Here is a 19,740-nt window from a genome sequence, read left to right on the forward strand (position 1 = left end):
CCCGCCATGCTCATAAAATGGTTCGGCCGCGCCGTACTGCTTGTCTATGCGGCGCTTATTGCCGCCCCTGTGTACTTCGTATTGATGTCGTCTTTCAAAACGACGCAAAACTTTTTCGCCAAGCCGCTCGGTTGGCCCGCGCCTCTTACTTTGGACAATTTCGCGTCGATGTTCAAGACTCAGCCGCTCGGCCGGTACTTTTTGAACAGCGCTTTCGTGACCTTGGGGACGGTGCTGCTGGAGCTCGTTTTGGCCAGTTTGATCGCGTACGCGATATTCCGGCTCGGCGGCAAAATCGGCACTGCGATTTTCGCCCTGTTCGTGGCCGGACTGATCGTGCCGTCACAGGTCAACATGCTGCCGATCTACGCGCTGGCCCATAAAATGGGCTGGTCGGACACCTTAGTCGGACTGATCCTCGTTTCCACCGCGATGCTGATGCCTTTATCCGTATTTATGCTGCGCGGATTCATGCAGCTTCTCGGCAAAGAAACAATGGAGGCGGGGAGCATCGACGGGGCGGGCGAATGGACGCTTTACCGGCGCATTGCGCTGCCGCTGTCCGCGCCGTCTCTGGCTGCTACGGCGACATTTCTCTTTGTCATGGTGTGGAACGACTTGCTCATTCCGATGCTGCTGTTGAACGGCAAGTCGAAGCTGACGCTTCCGCTGGCGATGCTGCAGTTCCGGGGCGAGTACGTCACGAACTATCCGATGCTGCTGACGGGAGTCGTCATTACGGCCGCGCCGATGGTCGTTATGTTTTTGCTGCTGCAGCGGCATTTCGTCGCCGGGGTCATGGCCGGGTCGTTAAAAGGATAAAAGCAGGAGATGCACTGCCTCGGGGAGGCGGGGGCGTCTCCTGCTTTTTTGTGTTGTACTGTGCCTGCTTTTTGTCGTGAGTACTGTTGCGTGTTTTATTCGAGCGGCTTTATGCCCGTTTTTATTAATATAAAATAAAGTTTGTTAAATAAATGTTGTATAATAATTTTATTTAGTTATATAATATAAAAAATATTGATTAATGTATTATTATAATTGTGAGTAGCGATTGAAGGGAGAGGCAGTTTATGAAAAGTTTGGCGGCGTCGACGGATGCTCGATTTGGGAAATTGGCAGGCAAGCGAATGTTTGACTACTACGGGGAACGGCAGCAAAAGAACACTGACCGCACGGAGCACGACGAATGCGGGGAAACGGCGTTTTATCCACTTTCTCCGGTCTGTTTGGCTTTGTATGCCGCATTTGAAAGCGGTGCCATAATAATTGGCGGCGCTAAACAGCGGTACTTTTAACCGAAAGCTAACAAGCAAATCCAACCGTGCACGAAAAACCTGCAAAAGTGCATCTTTTTGCTCCCGGAAGGTCTGATTTCGGAAAATACCTGCAAATGTGCAGGCATTTCGGGACAAATTGCGGCTCTGGGCCATCATGTCGGGGAATTCCTGCACAATCGCAGGCTTTTCCGGCAAACGAGCCGCTCTCGTCGAAAAAGCCTGCACTTTTGCAGGCTTTCGTGCCGGAGGCTGCTCTAAGTGAGCCGGCGCGTAGCCAGTTGCCGTTTAACGTGAAGCCGAGCCGCTCAGCGGCCGCTTCGCCAACGCCCGCGCGGGGCCGCAGCATGTGCCGGCGCTCATTTTCAACGGCTGCCGAGGTCGAGCGGCGCCCCGCCAGGCGGGTTGCGATCCTGTTTCAGTGAGCGACAAGGTTTGGCGCAAGTGTAGCGTATAACATTTTACTGGAGGGATAATGATGGAATGCCCGGCTTGTCAAGGTCAAAGTCAAGGTCAAGGTTATGGATATTTGGAGGAGAAAGACGGTTCGGCGGATACACGGCAGCAGCAAGCGGAAATCAAGCCCATTGCATGCGGCAAAGATTTGCTGCTATGGCCGAATGTGTGTCCGGCCTGCGGGGGTAGCGGATTTGCGGATGTTTCGTTTTAAAGCGGCGGCAGCGCCTCGGAGTGTGGGGGCGGAGTTGCTTTTTGCATATATAACTTCTATGTGTTTCAGCGGATAGACTCCTCGATGACGGGGTGTCTGTCTTTTTTTTATTTCGTGTAATATAATGTTCTCAATGTTATATAACAACCAGCGAGGTGCGGCAATGAGTACGGGGCATTCGGAGCTTCACACAAAGCACGAGCAAATTACCAAATACATTGAGTCGCTGCCTGTCGGCGCGAAAATATCGGTGCGGCAAATTGCGCAGGACCTTGACGTCAGCGAAGGAACCGCTTACAGGGCGATCAAGGATGCGGAAAACGGCGGGCTTGTCAGCACCAAAAGGCGCATCGGCACGATCCGCATGGAAAAGAAAGAGGAGCCGCAGATCGATAAGCTGACGTTCGCGGAGATCGTACGCGTCGTCGAAGGCGTCGTGCTCGGCGGCTCAGCGGGCATCCACAAATCGCTGAACAAGTTCGTGATCGGCGCGATGCAGCTTGAAGCGATGCTGAAATATATCGAAGCAGGCAATTTGCTGATCGTCGGCAATCGCGTGCAGGCGCACATGTGCGCCTTGAGCCAGGGCGCCGGCGTGCTGATTACCGGCGGGTTCGATACGACCCCGGAGGTGAAGCAGCTGGCCGACGAACTGGAACTGCCGATTATCGGGAGTTCTTTCGATACGTTTACGGTTGCGACCATGATCAACCGCGCCATGGAAGACCGGCTGATCAAGAAAAAGATTTTGAGCGTGGAGGACATTGTGCACGTCGACGAACCGGTGTATTCGCTCAGGCCGGAAAACACGGTCAAAGATATGCAAAAGCTGGTGGAGGAAACGACGCACACCCGCTATCCGGTGCTGGACGAAAACCGGGTGCCGATCGGGATGATCACGACCAAGGACATTATGGGAGCGGAGCCGGGCCAGACGGTCGAATCGCTGATGACGCCGAATCCGCTCATGATCAGCCTGAAAACTTCGGTGGCGTCCGCCGGACATATGATGGTGTGGGAGGGCATCGAGCTGCTGCCGGTGATCGATGCGGAGCGCAAAATGATCGGGATCATTTCCCGCAAAGACGTGATGAAGGCAATGCAGTACATGCAGCGCCAGCCGCAGAACGCGGAGACGTTCGAGGTGCAAATATACGCGGGCATCGACGAGCTGCGGGACGAGGAGGGCAAGCTTTATTTTCAAGGCACCGTAACGCCGCAAATGACGAACTACGAAGGCATGGTGTCCGAAGGGATATTGACGACGCTGATGATCAGGGCGGCCTATCGGACGGTGCAGGAGCAGAAAAAGGGCGATCTGATTTTGGACAGCTCATCGAGCTATTTTTTGATCCCGCTGCAAATCGATGACGAAATACGGATCGTGCCGTCGATCATCGAGATGAGCCGTCGCTTTTGCAAGATCGACATGGAGATTGTGGCCAAAGGCGCCCGCGTGGCCAGATCGATGTTCACGGCGCGCATATTGTAGTTTGAAAAACCATTGACAAATCCATCGGTAACAGCCTATAATTTAAACACGAGTAAAAACATCGGAATTATATGAATCGACCAGAGGAACTGGAGATACTTCACCCGCGAGCGGGTTGAATGTGTCTCTTTTTTGTTTGCAGCGCTCCAGCGCGCAGAACAGCATCCGGATTGGCGAATTAACCTGCCTATGAGCCCGTTCACGCGGTCGCTTATTTTCGAAGAGGGTTATCTCATACGATCTCATCACTAGGAGGTACGAATATGAAAATCAAATGGACATTTACGATGTCCCGCGTATGGACGATCGATCGCGTACTGGATTTTGTCTCGATGGCGAACCGGTATGTTTGCAATATTTATTTGGGCAGAAGCGGAAAAATGCTAAACGCAAAAGGATTACTGGGCGTCGTAACACTCAGCCTGTCGCTAGGCGAGAACGAAGCCGTTCATCTTCACCTGGAGGGCTCCGACGCAGAGGAAGCTTTTGAGCAGCTGGCCGTTTATTTGCAAAATCCCGACCGCTCCCTTTGCGAATTATACCCGCAGAGCTCTTGAACAAGCGCAGGCCGGAAAGGAAGGTGCCGTCATGAATATAGAAAACATCGAGGCTTTCGTTTATGTCATTCATTTTAACAGTTTTAACAAGGCGGCGGACGCTTTGTTTTTATCCCAGCCATCGGTAACGGCGCGCATTCAGTCGCTCGAACGCGAGCTCAACACGCTGCTTTTTGAAAGGGAAGGCAGGAATTTTTCGCTGACGGATAAGGGAAAGCAATTCCTCCCCTACGCGCAGCAAATTCTCCAGACGTACAAAAAGGGCAGGCAGCAGCTGCAAAATTTGCAGGCGGCCCAGAGCGAGCTGCGTATCGGCTGTACCGTCTCCGTCGCCAATTATGTCATACCCGAGATCGTGCCGCTGATCAAGAAAAAGCACCGCCATCTTCAGATCAAGCTGACAACGGCTCCTACGGAAACGATTCTTGAGAAGGTGCTGAACAAGGAAGTCGACATCGGGCTGATCCGCAACGTCACGCATCCGCATTTGGACTGTGCGGCCTATTATGAGGATCCGATTCGCCTGTTTGTCCATCGCGGTCATCCGTTTGCGCAGCGAAAACATGTTTCCGTCGAGGATATCAGCCGCGAGCCGCTTGTACTTTTTGAGTGCGGGTCGCTGGATTGGATGAAAATTCACCGCCTGTTCGCAACGCTCGACCATCCGCCGCTCATCGAATACCAGATCGACAACCTGGAGACCGCCAAAAAGCTCGTGGTCAAAGGGATGGGGATCAGCTTTCTTCCCTTCCTTTGCGTCCGCAAAGAGGTGCAGGAAGGGCTGCTCGTCCCGATCGATCTTCCCGCGCTGTCGGGCGTATCGCTGCGCACGAATCTCATTTCTCTGAAGGAGGCGGAATCCGGCTTTCACTACGCGCTGCTGGAAATCGCCAAGGAGCTTGACTTGAAAGTCAGCGCCTCATAGAACAATTCTATTTTTCGATAGAGGCGAAAAAAGAGGAGGAATATCCCATGTCCAAACAAAGAAAAATCAAATTCGGCGCCATTATTCACGGTGTCGGCGGCAATATGTCCTCATGGAGGCACCCCGATGCCGTCGTTGACGCCAGCGTCAATTTTGCCCATTACAAACAGCAGGCGCAAAAAGCGGAAGCGGGCAAGTTCGATTTGGCGTTCATCGCAGACGGGCTGTACATTAACGAAAAATCGATCCCGCACTTTTTGAACCGCTTCGAGCCGATTACGATTTTGTCCGCGCTCGCCGCCGTCACTTCGCGGATCGGGCTCGTCGGAACGCTTTCGACTTCCTACAGCGAACCGTTTACGGTGGCGCGGCAGTTCGCCTCGCTCGATCACATCAGCAGCGGCCGGGCAGGCTGGAACGTAGTGACGTCGCCGCTCGAAGGCTCGGCGCTGAACTACGGCAAGACGCTGGAGGAGCATCCGGCCCACGAGAAACGCTACCGCATTGCGGCGGAATATTTGCAGGTGACCAAAGGGCTGTGGGATTCCTGGGAAGACGACGCATTCGTGCGGGATAAGGAGTCGGGCGTGTTCTTCGATCCCGGCAAGCTGCACCGCTTGAATCATAAAGGCGAATTTTTCTCCGTTCAGGGGCCGCTCAATATCGCGCGTTCCAAGCAGGGACAGCCGGTTATTTTCCAGGCGGGATCTTCGGAACCGGGTAAAAATCTCGCCGCCAAAGAAGCGGACGCGGTCTTTACCGGGCACCCGACGCTGGAAGACGCGCAGCGCTTTTATCAGGACGTAAAAAGCAAAGCAGCCGCTTACGGCCGTTCCGAGGACGATATCGTCATTATGCCGGGAATCAGCCCGATCATCGGACAGACGGAGGAAGAGGCGGAGCGCAAATATCAGGAAGTGGCGAATTTGGTTACGATCAAAGACGCGCTCGACTATTTGGGACGCTTTTTCGATCATCACGATTTTACCCAATATTCGCTGGACGAACCGTTTCCGGAGCTGGGCGATATCGGCAAGAACAGTTTCCGCAGCACGACGGACCGCATTAAGGACAACGCCAAAAAGAACGGCTTGACGCTGCGTCAGGCTGCGCTGCAAGCGGCGACTCCGCGCCCGCTGTTCATCGGTACGCCGGCCAAAGTGGCGGATTTGATCCAGGAATGGTTTGAGGGGCGCGGAGCGGACGGGTTTATCGTCGGCGCCGGCTTCCCGAACGGGCTGAACGATTTTGTCGATGACGTCGTGCCGATTTTGCAGGAGCGTGGCCTTTACCGCACCGAGTACGAAGCCGATACGCTGCGCGGAAATCTCGGTCTGCGCATTCCGGAAAACCGCTACGCCAAAGTGAAGGTTAACCGGTAATCGTCGCCGGCGATTTGCTGAATGAAATAAAAAAAAGGGGCGTTGAACATGAAAGCAGCAAGGTTAAACAAATGGATACGATTCGGCGCGCTGACGACGGCGCTTGTGTTGGCATTATCGGGATGCGGCTCGGCGAAGAACGGCAGCGGGGCCGCTCCGTCTTCGGGCGGCAAGCAGGACGAGAAGCAGGCGGCCCAGCCCGGAGGCGAGCTGACCTACGCGCTGGCGACTTCGCCGGATACCCTTGACCCGCATCGAAGCGGTCTGGCCGTAGCGGTCCGGGTCATCCGGACGATCTATGACAGTCTGGTTGTGCAGCTGCCCGACAACAGCATCAAGCCTTGGCTTGCGACGGAGTGGACCGTTTCGCCGGACGGCAAAAGCTACACGTTCAAGCTGCGCAAGGACGTGAAATTTCAGGATGGGACGCCGTTCAACGCGGAAGCCGTCAAATTCAGTTTCGACCGGATTCTCGATCCGGCGACGAAAGCGGCGAATGCGGCTGCGCTGCTCAAGCCGTACAAGTCTTCCGAGGTCATCGACGAATACACGGTGAAGTTGAATCTGGAGACGCCGTCCAGAGCGTTTCTGGGCAATTTGAGCCAGGCTTTGCTCGGCATCGTATCGCCGACGGCAGCCAAAAAATACGGCGACCAATTCGGCAAAAATCCGGTAGGAACCGGTCCCTTCAGCTTTGTGAAATGGGATGAGAACGCAGCGATACAGGTGAAGCGCAACCCTGATTACAAGTGGGCTCCGGAAATTGTCGACAACAAAGGTGCGGCATATCTGGAGCAGATTACATTCAAAATCGTGCCGGAAGAGGCAACCCGCATCGGCAGCGTGCAGAGCAAGCAGGTGCTGGCCGCAGAAACCGTGCCTCCGCAAAATATCGTATCGCTGAAATCCGATCCGAACGTGCAGGTGCTGCAAGTAAATACGGTAGGTCTGCCTTATACGCTTTTCTTTAACCAAAGACGCCCGCCCTGGAACGAGGTGAAGGCGCGGCAAGCCGTCCAGGCTGCGATCGACGTTGACGCCATCGTCAAGACGCTGTATCTCGGCACGTATCCGCGAGCGTGGTCGCCGCTGACGCCCGGCACCTTCGGCTATGACGCTTCTTTGGAAAACTCCGTGAAGCCGGACACGGCCAAGGCGGGCAAGCTGCTCGATGAGCTCGGTTGGGTCAAAGGCGCCGACGGCATCCGCGAAAAAGACGGGAAAAAGCTGACGCTCCATTACGTGGACGGCTCCCCGAACCGCGAGAAACGCAACGATATCGCGGCCATGATCCAGCAGCAGCTGAAACAAGTCGGCATTTCCGTAGAAGTGGAAATTACGAAAGATGTCGCTAACGTTGTCTATACGAAGGGGAACTACGATTTTTACGGCAACAGCCAGGTCAATTCCGATCCGAACGCGCTGTACGCTTTTTATCATACGAGCGATCCGAAAGGCCGGGGAACGCTTCCGGGGCTTTCCGATCCGACCGTAGACCAATTGCTTGAGCAGGGCGCGATCGAAACGGATGACAAGAAGAGGGCCGACATTTACAAGCAGGTTCAGCATTACATCATCGATAACGCGGTTATCATTCCGGTGTACGTATTCCCTTATACGGTAGCCGCAGCGAAGTCGGTAAAAGGCTTGAAATTCGATGCTCTCGGCTATCCGCTGTTCAACGATGTCAATCTTCAAAAATAACCGGGCAAGGAGCTGGCGGCTATGACGAGAGCGATTACGGAACGTTTCCTGGTTTCCTTGTTCGTTATTGCGGGTTCTATGGTGCTCGTGTTCTGTATCCTTTACGTGCTTCCCGGGGACCCGGTTCTGTCGATGATCGATCCCGCTTCCATGACCCCGGAGGCGATTGCCAATCTGCGCCGCCAGTTGGGACTCGACCAGCCTTTTTACGTACAATTCGGCCAATATTTTGCCGCGATCGTCCATGGGGATTTCGGCAAATCGGTCTTGAACAGCGAACCGGTTTTGCCCAAAATTTTGCAGCATTTTCCGGCTACGCTGGCGTTGACTTTAGCGAGTTCGCTCATCTCGGTCATCGTCGGGGTGCTGCTGGGCGTGTTGTCGGCGATCCACCGCAACAAGGCTGTTGACGTGGCGGCCCGCATCGTCGGCTTGTTCGGCATCTCGATGCCGACGTTCTGGTCGGGCATTTTGCTCATACTGATCTTCTCGGTGTACTTGGGATGGTTTCCGGCGATGGGCTCGGACGGCATCGAAACGCTCGTGCTGCCGGCTCTCGCGCTCGGCTTCGTCGGCGCGGGGTTCATCGTCCGGATGGTGCGCAACAGCATGCTCGAAGTGATTCACGAACATTTCATCGTGACGCTGCGCGCCAAAGGGCTGTCGGAGAACATCGTGATGTACCGGCATGCGCTGCGCAATGCGCTGATCCCGGCCATTACGATTATCGGGATTCATATCGGCGATCTGATGGCCGGGACGGTCGTCATCGAAACGGTGTTCTCGAGGCAGGGCATCGGCCGAATTCTTGCGGATGCCATTATGGCCAAAGATTTGCCGGTCGTCCAGGGCGTCGTCTTCTTTTCGGCAATTGTTTATGTCATTGTGAATTTGCTCGTTGACGTTTCCTATGCCGTTATCGATCCCCGGGTAAGGCGCAAAGCTTAAAGCGGATTCGGGCATAACGTCGGGCACAACGAATAGAAAGGAGAGCGGACTGATGAAAGAAGTGATTTCCGCAAAAGTAGTCTGGCGGGAAAAGAGGCCGCAGGCTTCCCCACCCCGAATCGTTAGCAAATGGACCGCCGCCGAGGTGTTCGTCTGTCTGGCGGCGCTGGTGTCGCTGTTCATCGTCGGCTGTGCCATAGCTCCGCAGTGGATCGCGCCGTACAAGGCGACCGAGATGTTCGCGGATCATATTCTCAGCCCGCCGAGCACGTCGCATTTGTTCGGAACCGACTATTTCGGCCGGGACGTATTCAGCGTCGTCGTCTACGGCAGCCGCGATTCGCTGTTTATCGGGCTCGCTTCCGTGCTGGTCGGCGGTTTGACGGGAGGCGCGATCGGCGCGCTTTCGGGCTACGTCGGCGGTATCGTCGATACTGTGCTTATGCGGTTTATCGACGTGCTGATGACGATTCCGGGCATACTGCTGGCGCTGGCGATTGCCGCAGCGCTCGGCCCTCATTTGTTCAATATCGTTTTGGCGGTTGCGGTCTCGGCGATTCCCGGATACGCAAGGGTGATGCGCGGTCAAATGATCAGCGTTAAAAACCGCGCCTTCGTGACCGCCTCGCGCTCCATCGGAACTTCCAAAGCGCACATATTTTTGCGCCATGTGCTGCCGAACGCCTGGTCGCCGATGCTGGTGATGGCGACCATCGGACTCGGGTCCTCCATTTTGGTCGGATCGGGGCTCAGCTTTCTCGGATTAGGCGTGCTGAAGGAAATTCCCGATTGGGGAACGCTGCTTTCGCAAGGAAGAGGCTATTTGACGGTCGCCTGGTGGATGTCGACTTTCCCCGGTCTGACGATTACGTTATTCGTGCTTTCCGTCAACTTGATCGGAGACTGGCTGCGCGATTCCATGGATCCGAAGCAAAGCAGGGCATAGGAAGGGAGACACAGCGATGAAGCAGCTGCTTGATATTCAAGATCTCACGGTCGAGTTCGCCACTAAAAAAGGTTTGCTTACGGCCGTTTCCGACGTATCCCTGCATATCGGAGCCGGTGAAACCGTCTGCCTTGTAGGCGAGTCGGGGAGCGGTAAATCCGTCACCTCGAAATCGGTGATGAGGTTGATCGATTATGAGAACGGCGTCATCTCCGGAGGCAGCATCGTGCTTGACGGCGTCGATCTGACCCGGCTGTCGCAGAACGAGCTTCGCGCCTGGCGCGGGAAAAAGATGGCGATGGTGTTTCAGGAGCCAATGGCCGCGTTTGACCCGGTTTTTACGATTGGCAGCCAAATAGCGGAGGTCATCGTCCGGCATAAGCAGGGCAATCGGGAACAGGCATGGGACCGCGCCGTTCATTTGCTGCGCCGGGTCGGCATTCCCGAACCGGAACTCCGGATGAAACAGTATCCAGGCGAGCTGTCGGGCGGAATGCTGCAGCGGGCGATGATCGCGATGGCGCTGGCTTGCGGCCCGGAGCTGCTGATTGCGGATGAGCCTACGACCGCTCTGGATGTGACGATCCAGGCGCAAATTCTTCACCTGCTGCAGGAGCTGAAAGCGGAATTCAACATGTCGATTCTGCTCATTACGCACGACATGGGCATTGCGGCCGAGATGGCCGACCGGGTTATCGTGATGTATGCGGGGCAAATTGTCGAGCAGGCGACGGTCAGCCAGCTGTTCGATGCGCCTCACCATCCCTACACGCGGGGGCTGCTCCGGTCGATTGCGACGATGGACAGCGACCGTGCGGCAAAGCTGTACTCGATCGAAGGATCGATTCCGAGCTTAAGCGATCTGCCTGCAGGCTGCCGGTTTCATCCGCGCTGTCCTTTTGCGGCCGACCGCTGCCACAGAGACCGTCCTCCGCTGCAGGAAGTGAACGGCCGTCTGACCGCATGCTGGTACGCCGGGGAGCTGGTGCAGACGGACGGCTGGAAGCAAAGTCCGGCCTTGGCCGTCGTCAGCGAAGGGCGGCGCAGCGAGGAGGATTCCGCCGAGCCGGACAAGGGCAAGGACAAGGAGAACCTGTTCGAAGTTATCGGGCTGAGTAAATTTTATCCGGTCGGCAAAAGCTTGCTCGGCCGGGCGCGGGCTCATATCCGCGCGGTCGACGACGTATCTTTCACGATACGCAAGGGGGAAACGTTCGGGCTCGTAGGCGAGTCCGGCAGCGGCAAGTCGACGCTGGGCCGGGTGCTTCTGCAGCTGGAAAAAGCGACAGGAGGCCGGGTGCTTTTCCAAGGGCAAGATTTGGCGAAGCTTCAGGCCAAGGAACTGCGGGACATCCGCAAACATATGCAGATCATTTTTCAGGACCCGTACGGCTCAGTGAATCCGCGTTGGAAAGTCGGGGACATTATCGGCGAACCGCTTGCGGTGCACGAAACGCTGAGCGCCGGCGAGCAGCGGAGCCGGGTGGAGGAGCTTTTGGAGCTGGTCGGTTTGAGCCGCTCCTTGTACGACCGCTATCCGCACGAATTTTCCGGGGGACAGAGGCAAAGAATCGGCATCGCCAGAGCGATCGCGCTGAATCCGCAATTTATTTTGGCGGATGAAGCCGTGTCGGCGCTGGACGTATCGGTGCAGGCGCAGATTGTGAACTTGATGCAGGAATTGCAGCAAAAATTGGGTCTGACGTATGTATTCATCGCCCACGGACTGAACATCGTACGGCACTTGTCCGACCGGATCGGCGTCATGTACCTTGGAAAGCTGGTCGAAATCGCCCCCAGCGAGGAGCTGTTTGCACATCCGGCCCATCCTTACACCCAGGGGCTGCTCTCCTCGATCCCTTTGCCCGACCCGGCCCGCAAACGGGAATATATCGCGATCGAAGGCGAAATTCCGTCCCCCGCCAATCCGCCATCCGGCTGTCGGTTCCATACCCGCTGCCCGGCGGCGACAGCCAGATGCAAACAAGAGCAGCCCGCGTTCCTGCAAGTGCGTCAAGGCCACTGGGCTGCCTGCCATTATCCTTTGTAAGGCGTCCGCTCCCGCGCCGGATTGCAAGCCGGAAATAGCGGGGCCGGTCGCTGCCTTAAAACCAAGTTGGTAAATTGGAATAATCAAATTTAATCTACCGGAGGCAATTGAACAATGAAAAAATTAACCGTACTTGCGTCACTTATCCTAACCGCAGCTTTTGCCGCAGGCTGCGCATCCCAGGCGAATACCGCAGGCGGCTCGTCCGGGGCAAACTCATCGCCTGCGGCGCAAGCTGCCGGCAGTCCCGCTTCCACGCAGGCCGCTTCCAAAGGCGTCAAGAAAATCGTGATCGGCACGGGCACCCAGTTCCCGAACATTTGCTTTATCGACGACAAAGGCAACCTGACCGGCTATGACGTAGAACTCGTCAAAGAGATCGACAAACGTTTGCCGGATTACGAATTCGAGTTCAAGACGATGGAATTCAAAAACTTGCTGCTCAGCCTGGAAACGAACAAAATCGATCTGATCGCCCACCAGATGGAAGTCAACGAGGAGAGAAAGCAAAAATTCCTTTTCAACGACGAAGCCTACAACATATTCCCGAACAAAATCGTTGTACATAAAGATAACGATGCCGTAAAATCGATCGATGACCTGAAAGGCAAAAAACTGCTCGTCTCCGCCACAAGCAACGCCGCCGTCCTTGCCGAAAAATACAACAAAGAGCACAACACGGGCATCAATATCGTCTACACCGGGGCCGGCGAAGACGCCAAGACGCAAATTAAAGCGGGCCGCGCGGATGCGACGATCAGCACCCAGTTCGCGATCGACTATCAAAACAAAGTGGCCGACGCCCAGCTCAAAACAGTCGGAGAGCCGCTTTCCAACTCCAAGGTATACTTCATTCTCCGCAAGGATGAAACCGATTTGAAGGCCAAAGTGGACGAGGCGCTGAAGTCGATCAAAGCGGACGGCACACTGGCCAAACTTAGCACGCAGTGGTTGGGAGCCAACTATACAGTGGAGAACTAGATGGGAAAATCGTTCGATATAACGCTTATTTTCGATTTTTTGCCCAAACTGCTCTATTATTTGCCGGTTACCTTGCTGATTCTCGTCGCTTCTCTCATCATCGGCATGCTGATCGGGCTGCTGGTCGCGCTTATCCGGTTGTACCGGATTCCCGTGCTCAGCCAGCTTGCGATCGTATACGTTTCGTTTGTCCGGGGGACGCCGATTCTCATTCAGCTGTTTCTGGTGTTCTACGGCTTGCCGGCGCTGCTGCAAATCATAGGCCTCGATATCGCCCGGATGGACCCGATCTATTTCGTCATCATCACCTACGGGCTCAGCATCGGCGCTTCCAAGTCCGAAACGATCCGTGCCGCGGTGCTGTCCGTTGACCGCGGCCAGACGGAGGCGGCCTACGCCATCGGCATGACCGCGCCCCAGTCGTTCGCGCGCATCGTCGTGCCCCAGGCGCTGGTGAACGCCTTCCCGAATTTCGCCAACTCCGTAATCGGGTTTTTGAAAGATACGTCGCTTGCCTTTTCGATCGGCGTCATGGATATGGTAGGCAGGGGGGAAACCCTCGTTTCGGCTACATCCCATACGCTGGAAGTGTATATCAGCCTGACGATCATTTACTATGTGACCGTGCTGATTCTTGAAAAAGTATTTTTCACAGCGGAGTTCAAGCTGCAAAAGCATGAACGGCCGCTCGCCGGATGAGGTGAGGACTATTCACATCGATCTTCTTTTTATTTACACTTCGTTTTTTGAAATTTTAAAAGCTTTGCCGCTTACGCTTGTGCTGACGATCGTGCCGCTCATTATCGGCTTTTTCATCGGTATCGGCACTGCGTTCATCCGGATTTACAAAGTTCCCGTCATCTGCCGGATCGCCGATTTTTACGTCTCGTTTCTCCGCGGCACGCCGATATTGCTGCATATTCTGGTCATTTTCTGGGGGCTGCCGATGGTTATCGACAAGCTGGCCGCCTCGTTCGGATGGGGCTTCAAATCGGCCTCTATTCCGTCGGTTCTGATCGTGCTGGCGGCGTTTTCCCTGACGGCGGGAGCCTACATGTCGGAAATTATCCGTTCCGGCATTTTGGCGGTGAGCCGCGGTCAAATCGAAGCCGCCTACTCCGTCGGGATGACCACCCGGCAGGCGCTTCGCCGCATCGTGCTGCCGCAGGCGGTCGGCGCCATTTTGCCGAATCTGTGCAACATTTTCGTCGGATTTTTGCATACGTCGTCGCTCGCTTTTACGGTATCGCAAATGGAGCTGCTCGGCAAAGCGAACGTCGTCGCGTCGGTGAGCCTGAAATTTTTGGAAGCTTACATAGCGGCGGCGCTCATTTATTGGGGATTGACACTCATTGTCGAATGGCTGACAGCTTTTTTGGAGAAAAAAGTAACCGCCTACCATCGGGGAGGGGTCGTATGAGCAGCTACGATGTCATTATTGTCGGCGCCGGTTCGATGGGGATGAGCGCCGGTTACCATTTGGCGAAACGGCAGGTCAAGACGCTGCTGATCGATAAATTCGATCCGCCGCACATTGCGGGCAGCCATCATGGCGAGACCCGGCTCATCCGCCACGCCTACACCGGCAGCCGGACTTACACGGCGATGGCGCTGCGGGCCGACCGGCTGTGGCAGGAGCTGGAGGCGGAGAGCGGGCGGACGCTGCTGGTCCGCTCCGGCGTGCTGAACATGAGCCCGCTTGAGCACGGCGGCTTAAGCCAAAAAGTCCGGTCAGCGGAGGAGCATAAGCTGAACGTCGAGCTGCTTCAGCCGGGCGAGATTCGCAAGCGCTGGCTGGGGGTGAACCCTCCCGAGCATTACGTCGGGCTCTACGAGCCGCAGGCCGGGTACTTGCTGAGCGAGGAAGGCGTGCGCGCATACCGCGAGCAGGCTTTGCGGTACGGCGCCGATTTGCTCGTCCATACATCGGTGACCGCCATCGATGTAAGCGACAGCGGCGTTTCCGTGCATACGAACGGCGGCGTGTATTATGCGGATCGCCTGATTCTAAGCCTGGGTGCCTGGTTCGGCGAGCTCGCTTCGCTGCTCGCCCTGCCGATCCGCCCCGTCCGCAAAGCCGTGGCCTGGTTCGAAGCCGACGAATCGCTGTACGGCGCGCAACGTTTCCCCGGCTTTACGTTCGGCGATCCGCGCGGCGGCGGCTTCTACGGCTTTCCGAGCATCGGCGGCTCCGGCGTCAAAATCGGCCGTCATGACGCCGGCCAGCCGTGGCAGCCCGGGGCCCCGTTCGAGCCGTTCGGCCATTACGCCGACGACGAGCGGGATTTGCGCCGGGCGCTGGAAAGCTTCCTGCCGCAGGCGGCAGGCCGCGTCCTGCGCGGCGCGGTGTGCAAATACGAGCTCACGCCCGACGAGCATTTTATCGTGGACCGGCACCCGGAACACCGGCACGTCGTCGTGGCCGGCGGTTTTTCCGGTCACGGGTTTAAATTTTCCAGCGCGGTCGGGGAAATATTGTCCGATCTGGCGACGCAGGGGAAGACGGAAACGGACATTTCGCCGTTTGCCTTATCCCGATTTAGCGCGCTTTCCGCAGATTCGAGGTGAGCCGCAGATGATCACGATCAGCGGTTTGAGCAAGACGTACCGCACGGCAAATACGCAGACGAAAGCTTTGGACGACATTCATTTGCACATCGACAAAGGCGATATTTTCGGCATTATCGGCTTCAGCGGCGCGGGCAAATCGACGCTGATTCGCTGCCTGAACCGTCTGGAGGAGCCCGACGCCGGAATCATCCGCATCGGCGGCAAAACGATTACCGATTTGAACAAAAAGGAGCTTCGCGAGGCGCGAAGGAAAATCGGCATGATTTTTCAACAGTTCAACCTGCTGGATGCCAGAACCGTGTTCCAAAACGTAGCATTCCCGCTGGAAGCGGCCGGCGTTCCGCGAAACCGGATTAGACCGCGGGTGGAAGAAATGCTCGAGCTCGTCCGGCTCGGCGATAAAGCGAATGCGTATCCGGAGCAGCTCAGCGGAGGGCAAAAGCAGCGGGTCGGCATCGCCCGGGCGCTTGCCAATGAACCGGATGTGCTGCTCTGCGACGAGGCGACTTCCGCACTCGATCCGCTGACGACTCATGCGATTCTGGAGCTGCTGCGTGAAATCAACCGCAAGCTGAATCTGACGATCGTCCTGATCACCCATGAGCTGGACGTCCTGCGCCACATTTGCCGGCATATGGCCGTCATCGAGCAGGGCCGGATCGTCGAAACTGGCACCGTCGATACAATTTTTTTCCAGCCGGAGAGCGAGACATCGCGCAGCTTTATCCGCATCATCGACAGCTATCAGGTAAGAAGAGACGCGGCGCCGAAAGCGGGTGCAGCCCGATGAGCGACGATTTGGCCGGTTTGCTGCTTCAGGGACTCGGCGAGACGGTGTACATGGTCGCTTTGTCGACGTTGTTTGCGCTGCTGCTCGGGCTTCCGCTCGGTATTATTTTGGTCGTCACGGAAAAAGGGAACCTGATCCCGTACCCCCGATTTCACAAAGTGCTGAGCACGGTCGTGAATATCGTCCGTTCGTTTCCTTCCATTATTTTGATCGTCGTGCTGCTGCCCTTATCCCGGTTTATTATCGGCACTTCCCTTGGAGCGACGGCGGCGGTCGTGCCTTTGTCCATCGGTTCGGCGCCGTTTTTGGCAAGGATTATCGAAAATGCGATCAAGGAAGTCGGGTTCGGCAAAATAGAGGCGGCGCAAGCCGTCGGCGCGACTCCTTATTTTATCGTTACCCGGGTGCTGATCCCCGAATCGCTGCCTGCGCTTGTGCGCGGGGTGACGCTGGCGGTCATTACAATCACGGGCTTTACCGCAGTGGCCGGCGCCATAGGCTCGGGAGGACTGGGCAGTCTTGCGATCCGCTTCGGCTATATGCGGTTTCGCGAGGATATATTGTTTTTGACCGTTTTGCTGCTCGTCGTTTTGGTGCAGGCGATCCAATGGATAGGGGATTACATAGCGAAATCGATCAACCGCAAAAGATACAAATTCGAGTAATTTTATTAAATTTGGAGCAGGAGTGAGCGAAATGAAGCATCGGAAACTAGTATCCGCAGCGTTGATATCTATGATTATGGGGGTCGCTGCCGGCTGCGGCGCGGCGAATCCAGGCGCGGCTCCGGCGAGCCCTCAAGCTGCGGCGGCGACAACGGCGGCGACTGCTGCGACCGCTGCCCCGGCGGCAACGGCTCAGCCGAAGGCCGAAGTCAAGCTGACGATCGGTGCGGCCGCTGTGCCTCATGCGGAAATTTTGAATTTCGTCAAACCGAAGCTGAAGGAGCAGGGCGTCGATCTGATCGTCAAAGTGCTTGACGATGAAGGGCAGCTCAACCCGTCGCTGGCGGAAAAGCAAATCGATGCCAACTATTTTCAGCATGTTCCTTACCTGGAGTCGATCTCCAAAGAGAAGGGCTACAAATTCACCGTTACGACGAAAGTGCACGTCGAACCGATCGGCTTTTACTCGAACAAGCTGAAATCGCTCGATGAGCTGAAAGAGGGCGCTACGATCGCGATTCCGAACAACCCTTCCAACGAGTACCGCGCGCTGGTGCTGCTGCAGGCCAAAGGTTTGATCAAGCTGAAAGACGGCCTCACGACTTATTCCGCCACGCCGAAAGATATCGCCGACAATCCGAAAAAGCTGAAATTTTCCGAGGTCGATTCCGCGCAGCTGCCACGCATTTTGCCTGATGTGGACGGTGCTATCATCAACACAAACCTCGTGCTGGAAGCAAAAATCGACCCGAACTCGGCGCTGTTCCGGGAAGACGCGAACTCGCCTTACGCCAACGTCATCGTAGTCCGTCAAGGCGACGAGAACCGTCCGGAGATCAAGAAGCTGGGCGAAGCGCTGACGGCGCCGGACGTAAAAAAATTCATTCAAGACAAGTACGGAGTCGCCGTCGTACCTGCATTTTAGCCGGGGAGGCGGGTGACGAGCATGGCGGGTACGAGACAAATCAAGTTGTCGGCCTATCTGGTTGGCACAGGCATGCATGTGGCTTCATGGAGGCATCCCTCCGCGCAGCCCGGCGCAAGCATCGACATCGACTATTACAAGCGATTGGCCCGGACTGCGGAGCGGAGCAAGTTTGATATTGCTTTTATCGCTGACAGTTTGGCCATTAACGAACAATCGCATCCGAACATTTTGAACCGGTTCGAACCGATTACCCTCATTACCGCGTTGGCGTCGGCCACTTCCCATATCGGCGTCGTCGCCACGGCTTCGACATCCTACGTGGAGCCGTTTAATCTGGCCCGCATGTTCATGTCGGTCGATCATATCAGCAAGGGCAGAGCGGGGTGGAACATCGTTACCACGAGGGATTTGTCGGGGAATACGGCGCGCAACTTCAGCAGGGAAGAGCATTATGAGCACGACTTCCGTTACAAGCGGGCGGAGGAATTTATCGAGGTGGTGAGAGGGCTCTGGGATTCGTGGGAAGACGACGCTTTTGTGCGGGACCAGGCGGAAGGGACGTTTTTCGCTGCGGAGAAGCTGCACCGGATCGATCATCGCGGCGAGTTTTTTTCGGTGCAGGGGCCGCTTAACATCGCCCGTTCGCGGCAGGGGCATCCTGTGCTCGTGCAGGCGGGCTCCTCGGAAGCGGGCCAGCAGTTTGCCGCCCGGGCAGCCGAAGTCGTGTTTTCGCACAAAAACAATTTCGAAGACTCGCAAGCTTTTTATCGGTCTTTTAAAAAGAAAGCGGCCGATCTCGGGCGCAATCCGGACGATATTTACATTTTGCAGGGCATCTCTCCGGTAATCGGGGAGACGGAACAGATCGCCAAGGAAAAATTCGCGTACCTCGATTCCTTGATTTCGGAAGAGGCGGGCATCCGCTTTTTGACGGATTATTTGGGCGATTTCGATTTGTCCGGGTACAACCTGGACACCCGCTCCAGGGACATCGGTTTGCACAAGCTGGAACGGGTGCGCTTTGAGTTCAGACGGTTTCAGGACATTATTGCCAAGGAGAACCCGACATTGCGGCAGCTGTACTCCTTGCTTACGGGCTCGTACAGCGACGACCATTTTATCGGGACTCCGGAGAAAATTGCCGACCGGCTGGAAACATGGTTTAACGAGCGGGCTGCGGACGGCTTCATGCTGATGACCCCTCTGCTGCCGGACGGGCTGGACGATTTTGTCGATCATGTCGTTCCGATTTTGCAGGAAAGAGGGCTGTTTCGCACGGAGTACGAGGGAACCACGCTGCGGGATCATTTTCAGCTGCCGAAGCCGGTAAACCGATTTTCGAAAAAAGGAAGGTGACAGCAGTGAGCGATACGTATCGGCTTGCTGGCATTGAGGATGCGGAAGAGGTGCTCGCAGTCATTCGAGACGCCTATGAGTCCATCCGCGAGCTCGGCGTCCAGTTCACCGCAGTAAATGCGGATCTTGGGATGATCACGGACAACATTGCGAACCATTCGTGCCAAATCGCCGTCCTTGGGCGAATAACTTTGACAAATCAGCCTTCCAGTATACCTTTTTAGCAAAACAAACTTCGAATTCCCACACCAATCGCCGGCATTGCGCAAAAAACCTGTAAAAGTACATCTTTTCGCTCCCCGATGACCTGGCTTTGGAAAATGCCTGCAAATGTGCAGGCATTTTTGCTGAATTAGGCGCTCAGCCTCATCTTAGCCGGAAATTTCTGCACAATCGCAGGCTTTTCGTCCAAACGGGCTGTTTCCACCGGAAAAGCCTGCACTTTCGCAGTTTTTTGCGTGCAGCGGTTGTTTTACCAGCTGTTCTCTGATAATAAAGTTA

General features: G+C 55.8%; 20 protein-coding genes. 19 read left to right on the forward strand and 1 reads right to left on the reverse strand.

Annotated elements, in window-relative coordinates:
- The first annotated feature begins 6 nt into the window (after positions 1 to 6).
- On the forward strand, positions 7 to 822 hold the full coding sequence (locus tag AC3G2T_RS24515; RefSeq protein ID WP_488437220.1) for a carbohydrate ABC transporter permease: 816 nt from the start codon (positions 7 to 9) through the stop codon (positions 820 to 822).
- A gap of 176 nt (positions 823 to 998) precedes the next feature.
- Here the strand turns inward: AC3G2T_RS24515 and AC3G2T_RS24520 are convergent, their stop codons facing one another.
- Complete coding sequence (locus AC3G2T_RS24520) at positions 999 to 1,472, reverse strand: hypothetical protein (RefSeq protein ID WP_488437221.1); 474 nt, start codon at positions 1,470 to 1,472, stop codon at positions 999 to 1,001.
- 277 nt (positions 1,473 to 1,749) lie between these two features.
- Between AC3G2T_RS24520 and AC3G2T_RS24525 the strand changes: the two genes are divergently transcribed.
- The 18 genes from AC3G2T_RS24525 to AC3G2T_RS24610 all read left to right on the forward strand — a co-directional run bounded on the left by AC3G2T_RS24525 (position 1,750) and on the right by AC3G2T_RS24610 (position 19,463).
- Entirely contained in the window at positions 1,750 to 1,944 is a 195-nt protein-coding gene (locus AC3G2T_RS24525; RefSeq protein WP_488437222.1) for a hypothetical protein, read from the forward strand.
- Between the two features lie 163 nt (positions 1,945 to 2,107).
- Positions 2,108 to 3,436 carry a DRTGG domain-containing protein gene (locus AC3G2T_RS24530; RefSeq protein ID WP_488437223.1) on the forward strand — a complete coding sequence of 443 codons (1,329 nt, stop codon included), beginning with the start codon at positions 2,108 to 2,110 and terminating at the stop codon, positions 3,434 to 3,436.
- A gap of 263 nt (positions 3,437 to 3,699) precedes the next feature.
- Positions 3,700 to 3,993 carry an HPr family phosphocarrier protein gene (locus AC3G2T_RS24535; RefSeq protein ID WP_488437224.1) on the forward strand — a complete coding sequence of 98 codons (294 nt, stop codon included), beginning with the start codon at positions 3,700 to 3,702 and terminating at the stop codon, positions 3,991 to 3,993.
- 31 nt (positions 3,994 to 4,024) lie between these two features.
- Positions 4,025 to 4,918: a LysR family transcriptional regulator gene (locus AC3G2T_RS24540; RefSeq protein ID WP_474683342.1), complete on the forward strand. Its 894-nt coding sequence runs from the start codon at positions 4,025 to 4,027 to the stop codon at positions 4,916 to 4,918.
- Positions 4,919 to 4,965: 47 nt separating this feature from the next.
- On the forward strand, positions 4,966 to 6,300 hold the full coding sequence (locus tag AC3G2T_RS24545; RefSeq protein WP_488437225.1) for an LLM class flavin-dependent oxidoreductase: 1,335 nt from the start codon (positions 4,966 to 4,968) through the stop codon (positions 6,298 to 6,300).
- Between the two features lie 48 nt (positions 6,301 to 6,348).
- The gene (locus tag AC3G2T_RS24550) at positions 6,349 to 8,004 is read left to right on the forward strand and encodes an ABC transporter substrate-binding protein (RefSeq protein ID WP_488437226.1); all 1,656 of its coding nucleotides are present in this window, start codon (positions 6,349 to 6,351) and stop codon (positions 8,002 to 8,004) included.
- Positions 8,005 to 8,025: 21 nt separating this feature from the next.
- Positions 8,026 to 8,952, forward strand: coding sequence for an ABC transporter permease (locus tag AC3G2T_RS24555; RefSeq protein ID WP_488437227.1), 927 nt, complete (start codon positions 8,026 to 8,028; stop codon positions 8,950 to 8,952).
- A gap of 52 nt (positions 8,953 to 9,004) precedes the next feature.
- A complete protein-coding gene (locus AC3G2T_RS24560; RefSeq protein WP_488437228.1) occupies positions 9,005 to 9,898 on the forward strand; it encodes an ABC transporter permease in 894 nt (297 codons plus the stop codon).
- Positions 9,899 to 9,914: 16 nt separating this feature from the next.
- The gene (locus AC3G2T_RS24565) at positions 9,915 to 11,948 is read left to right on the forward strand and encodes an ABC transporter ATP-binding protein (RefSeq protein WP_488437229.1); all 2,034 of its coding nucleotides are present in this window, start codon (positions 9,915 to 9,917) and stop codon (positions 11,946 to 11,948) included.
- A gap of 114 nt (positions 11,949 to 12,062) precedes the next feature.
- Positions 12,063 to 12,929 carry a transporter substrate-binding domain-containing protein gene (locus AC3G2T_RS24570; protein ID WP_488437230.1) on the forward strand — a complete coding sequence of 289 codons (867 nt, stop codon included), beginning with the start codon at positions 12,063 to 12,065 and terminating at the stop codon, positions 12,927 to 12,929.
- Positions 12,930 to 13,628: an amino acid ABC transporter permease gene (locus AC3G2T_RS24575; RefSeq protein ID WP_488437231.1), complete on the forward strand. Its 699-nt coding sequence runs from the start codon at positions 12,930 to 12,932 to the stop codon at positions 13,626 to 13,628.
- Between the two features lie 10 nt (positions 13,629 to 13,638).
- The gene (locus tag AC3G2T_RS24580; RefSeq protein WP_474683461.1) at positions 13,639 to 14,349 is read left to right on the forward strand and encodes an amino acid ABC transporter permease; all 711 of its coding nucleotides are present in this window, start codon (positions 13,639 to 13,641) and stop codon (positions 14,347 to 14,349) included.
- Positions 14,346 to 15,497, forward strand: a complete 1,152-nt coding sequence (gene solA, locus AC3G2T_RS24585) for an N-methyl-L-tryptophan oxidase (protein ID WP_488437232.1) — start codon at positions 14,346 to 14,348, stop codon at positions 15,495 to 15,497. The genes AC3G2T_RS24580 and solA overlap by 4 nt, the downstream gene beginning before the upstream one ends.
- Positions 15,498 to 15,504: 7 nt before the next feature.
- Positions 15,505 to 16,290, forward strand: a complete 786-nt coding sequence (locus AC3G2T_RS24590; protein ID WP_474683351.1) for a methionine ABC transporter ATP-binding protein — start codon at positions 15,505 to 15,507, stop codon at positions 16,288 to 16,290.
- Entirely contained in the window at positions 16,287 to 16,955 is a 669-nt protein-coding gene (locus AC3G2T_RS24595; RefSeq protein WP_488437233.1) for a methionine ABC transporter permease, read from the forward strand. The genes AC3G2T_RS24590 and AC3G2T_RS24595 overlap by 4 nt, the downstream gene beginning before the upstream one ends.
- A gap of 31 nt (positions 16,956 to 16,986) precedes the next feature.
- The gene (locus AC3G2T_RS24600) at positions 16,987 to 17,880 is read left to right on the forward strand and encodes a MetQ/NlpA family ABC transporter substrate-binding protein (protein ID WP_488437234.1); all 894 of its coding nucleotides are present in this window, start codon (positions 16,987 to 16,989) and stop codon (positions 17,878 to 17,880) included.
- Positions 17,881 to 17,901: 21 nt separating this feature from the next.
- Positions 17,902 to 19,239: an LLM class flavin-dependent oxidoreductase gene (locus tag AC3G2T_RS24605; RefSeq protein WP_488437235.1), complete on the forward strand. Its 1,338-nt coding sequence runs from the start codon at positions 17,902 to 17,904 to the stop codon at positions 19,237 to 19,239.
- Positions 19,240 to 19,244: 5 nt separating this feature from the next.
- Positions 19,245 to 19,463: a hypothetical protein gene (locus AC3G2T_RS24610; RefSeq protein WP_474683355.1), complete on the forward strand. Its 219-nt coding sequence runs from the start codon at positions 19,245 to 19,247 to the stop codon at positions 19,461 to 19,463.
- Positions 19,464 to 19,740 lie beyond the last annotated feature (277 nt).

Source organism: Paenibacillus sp. sgz302191 (assembly GCF_057749925.1).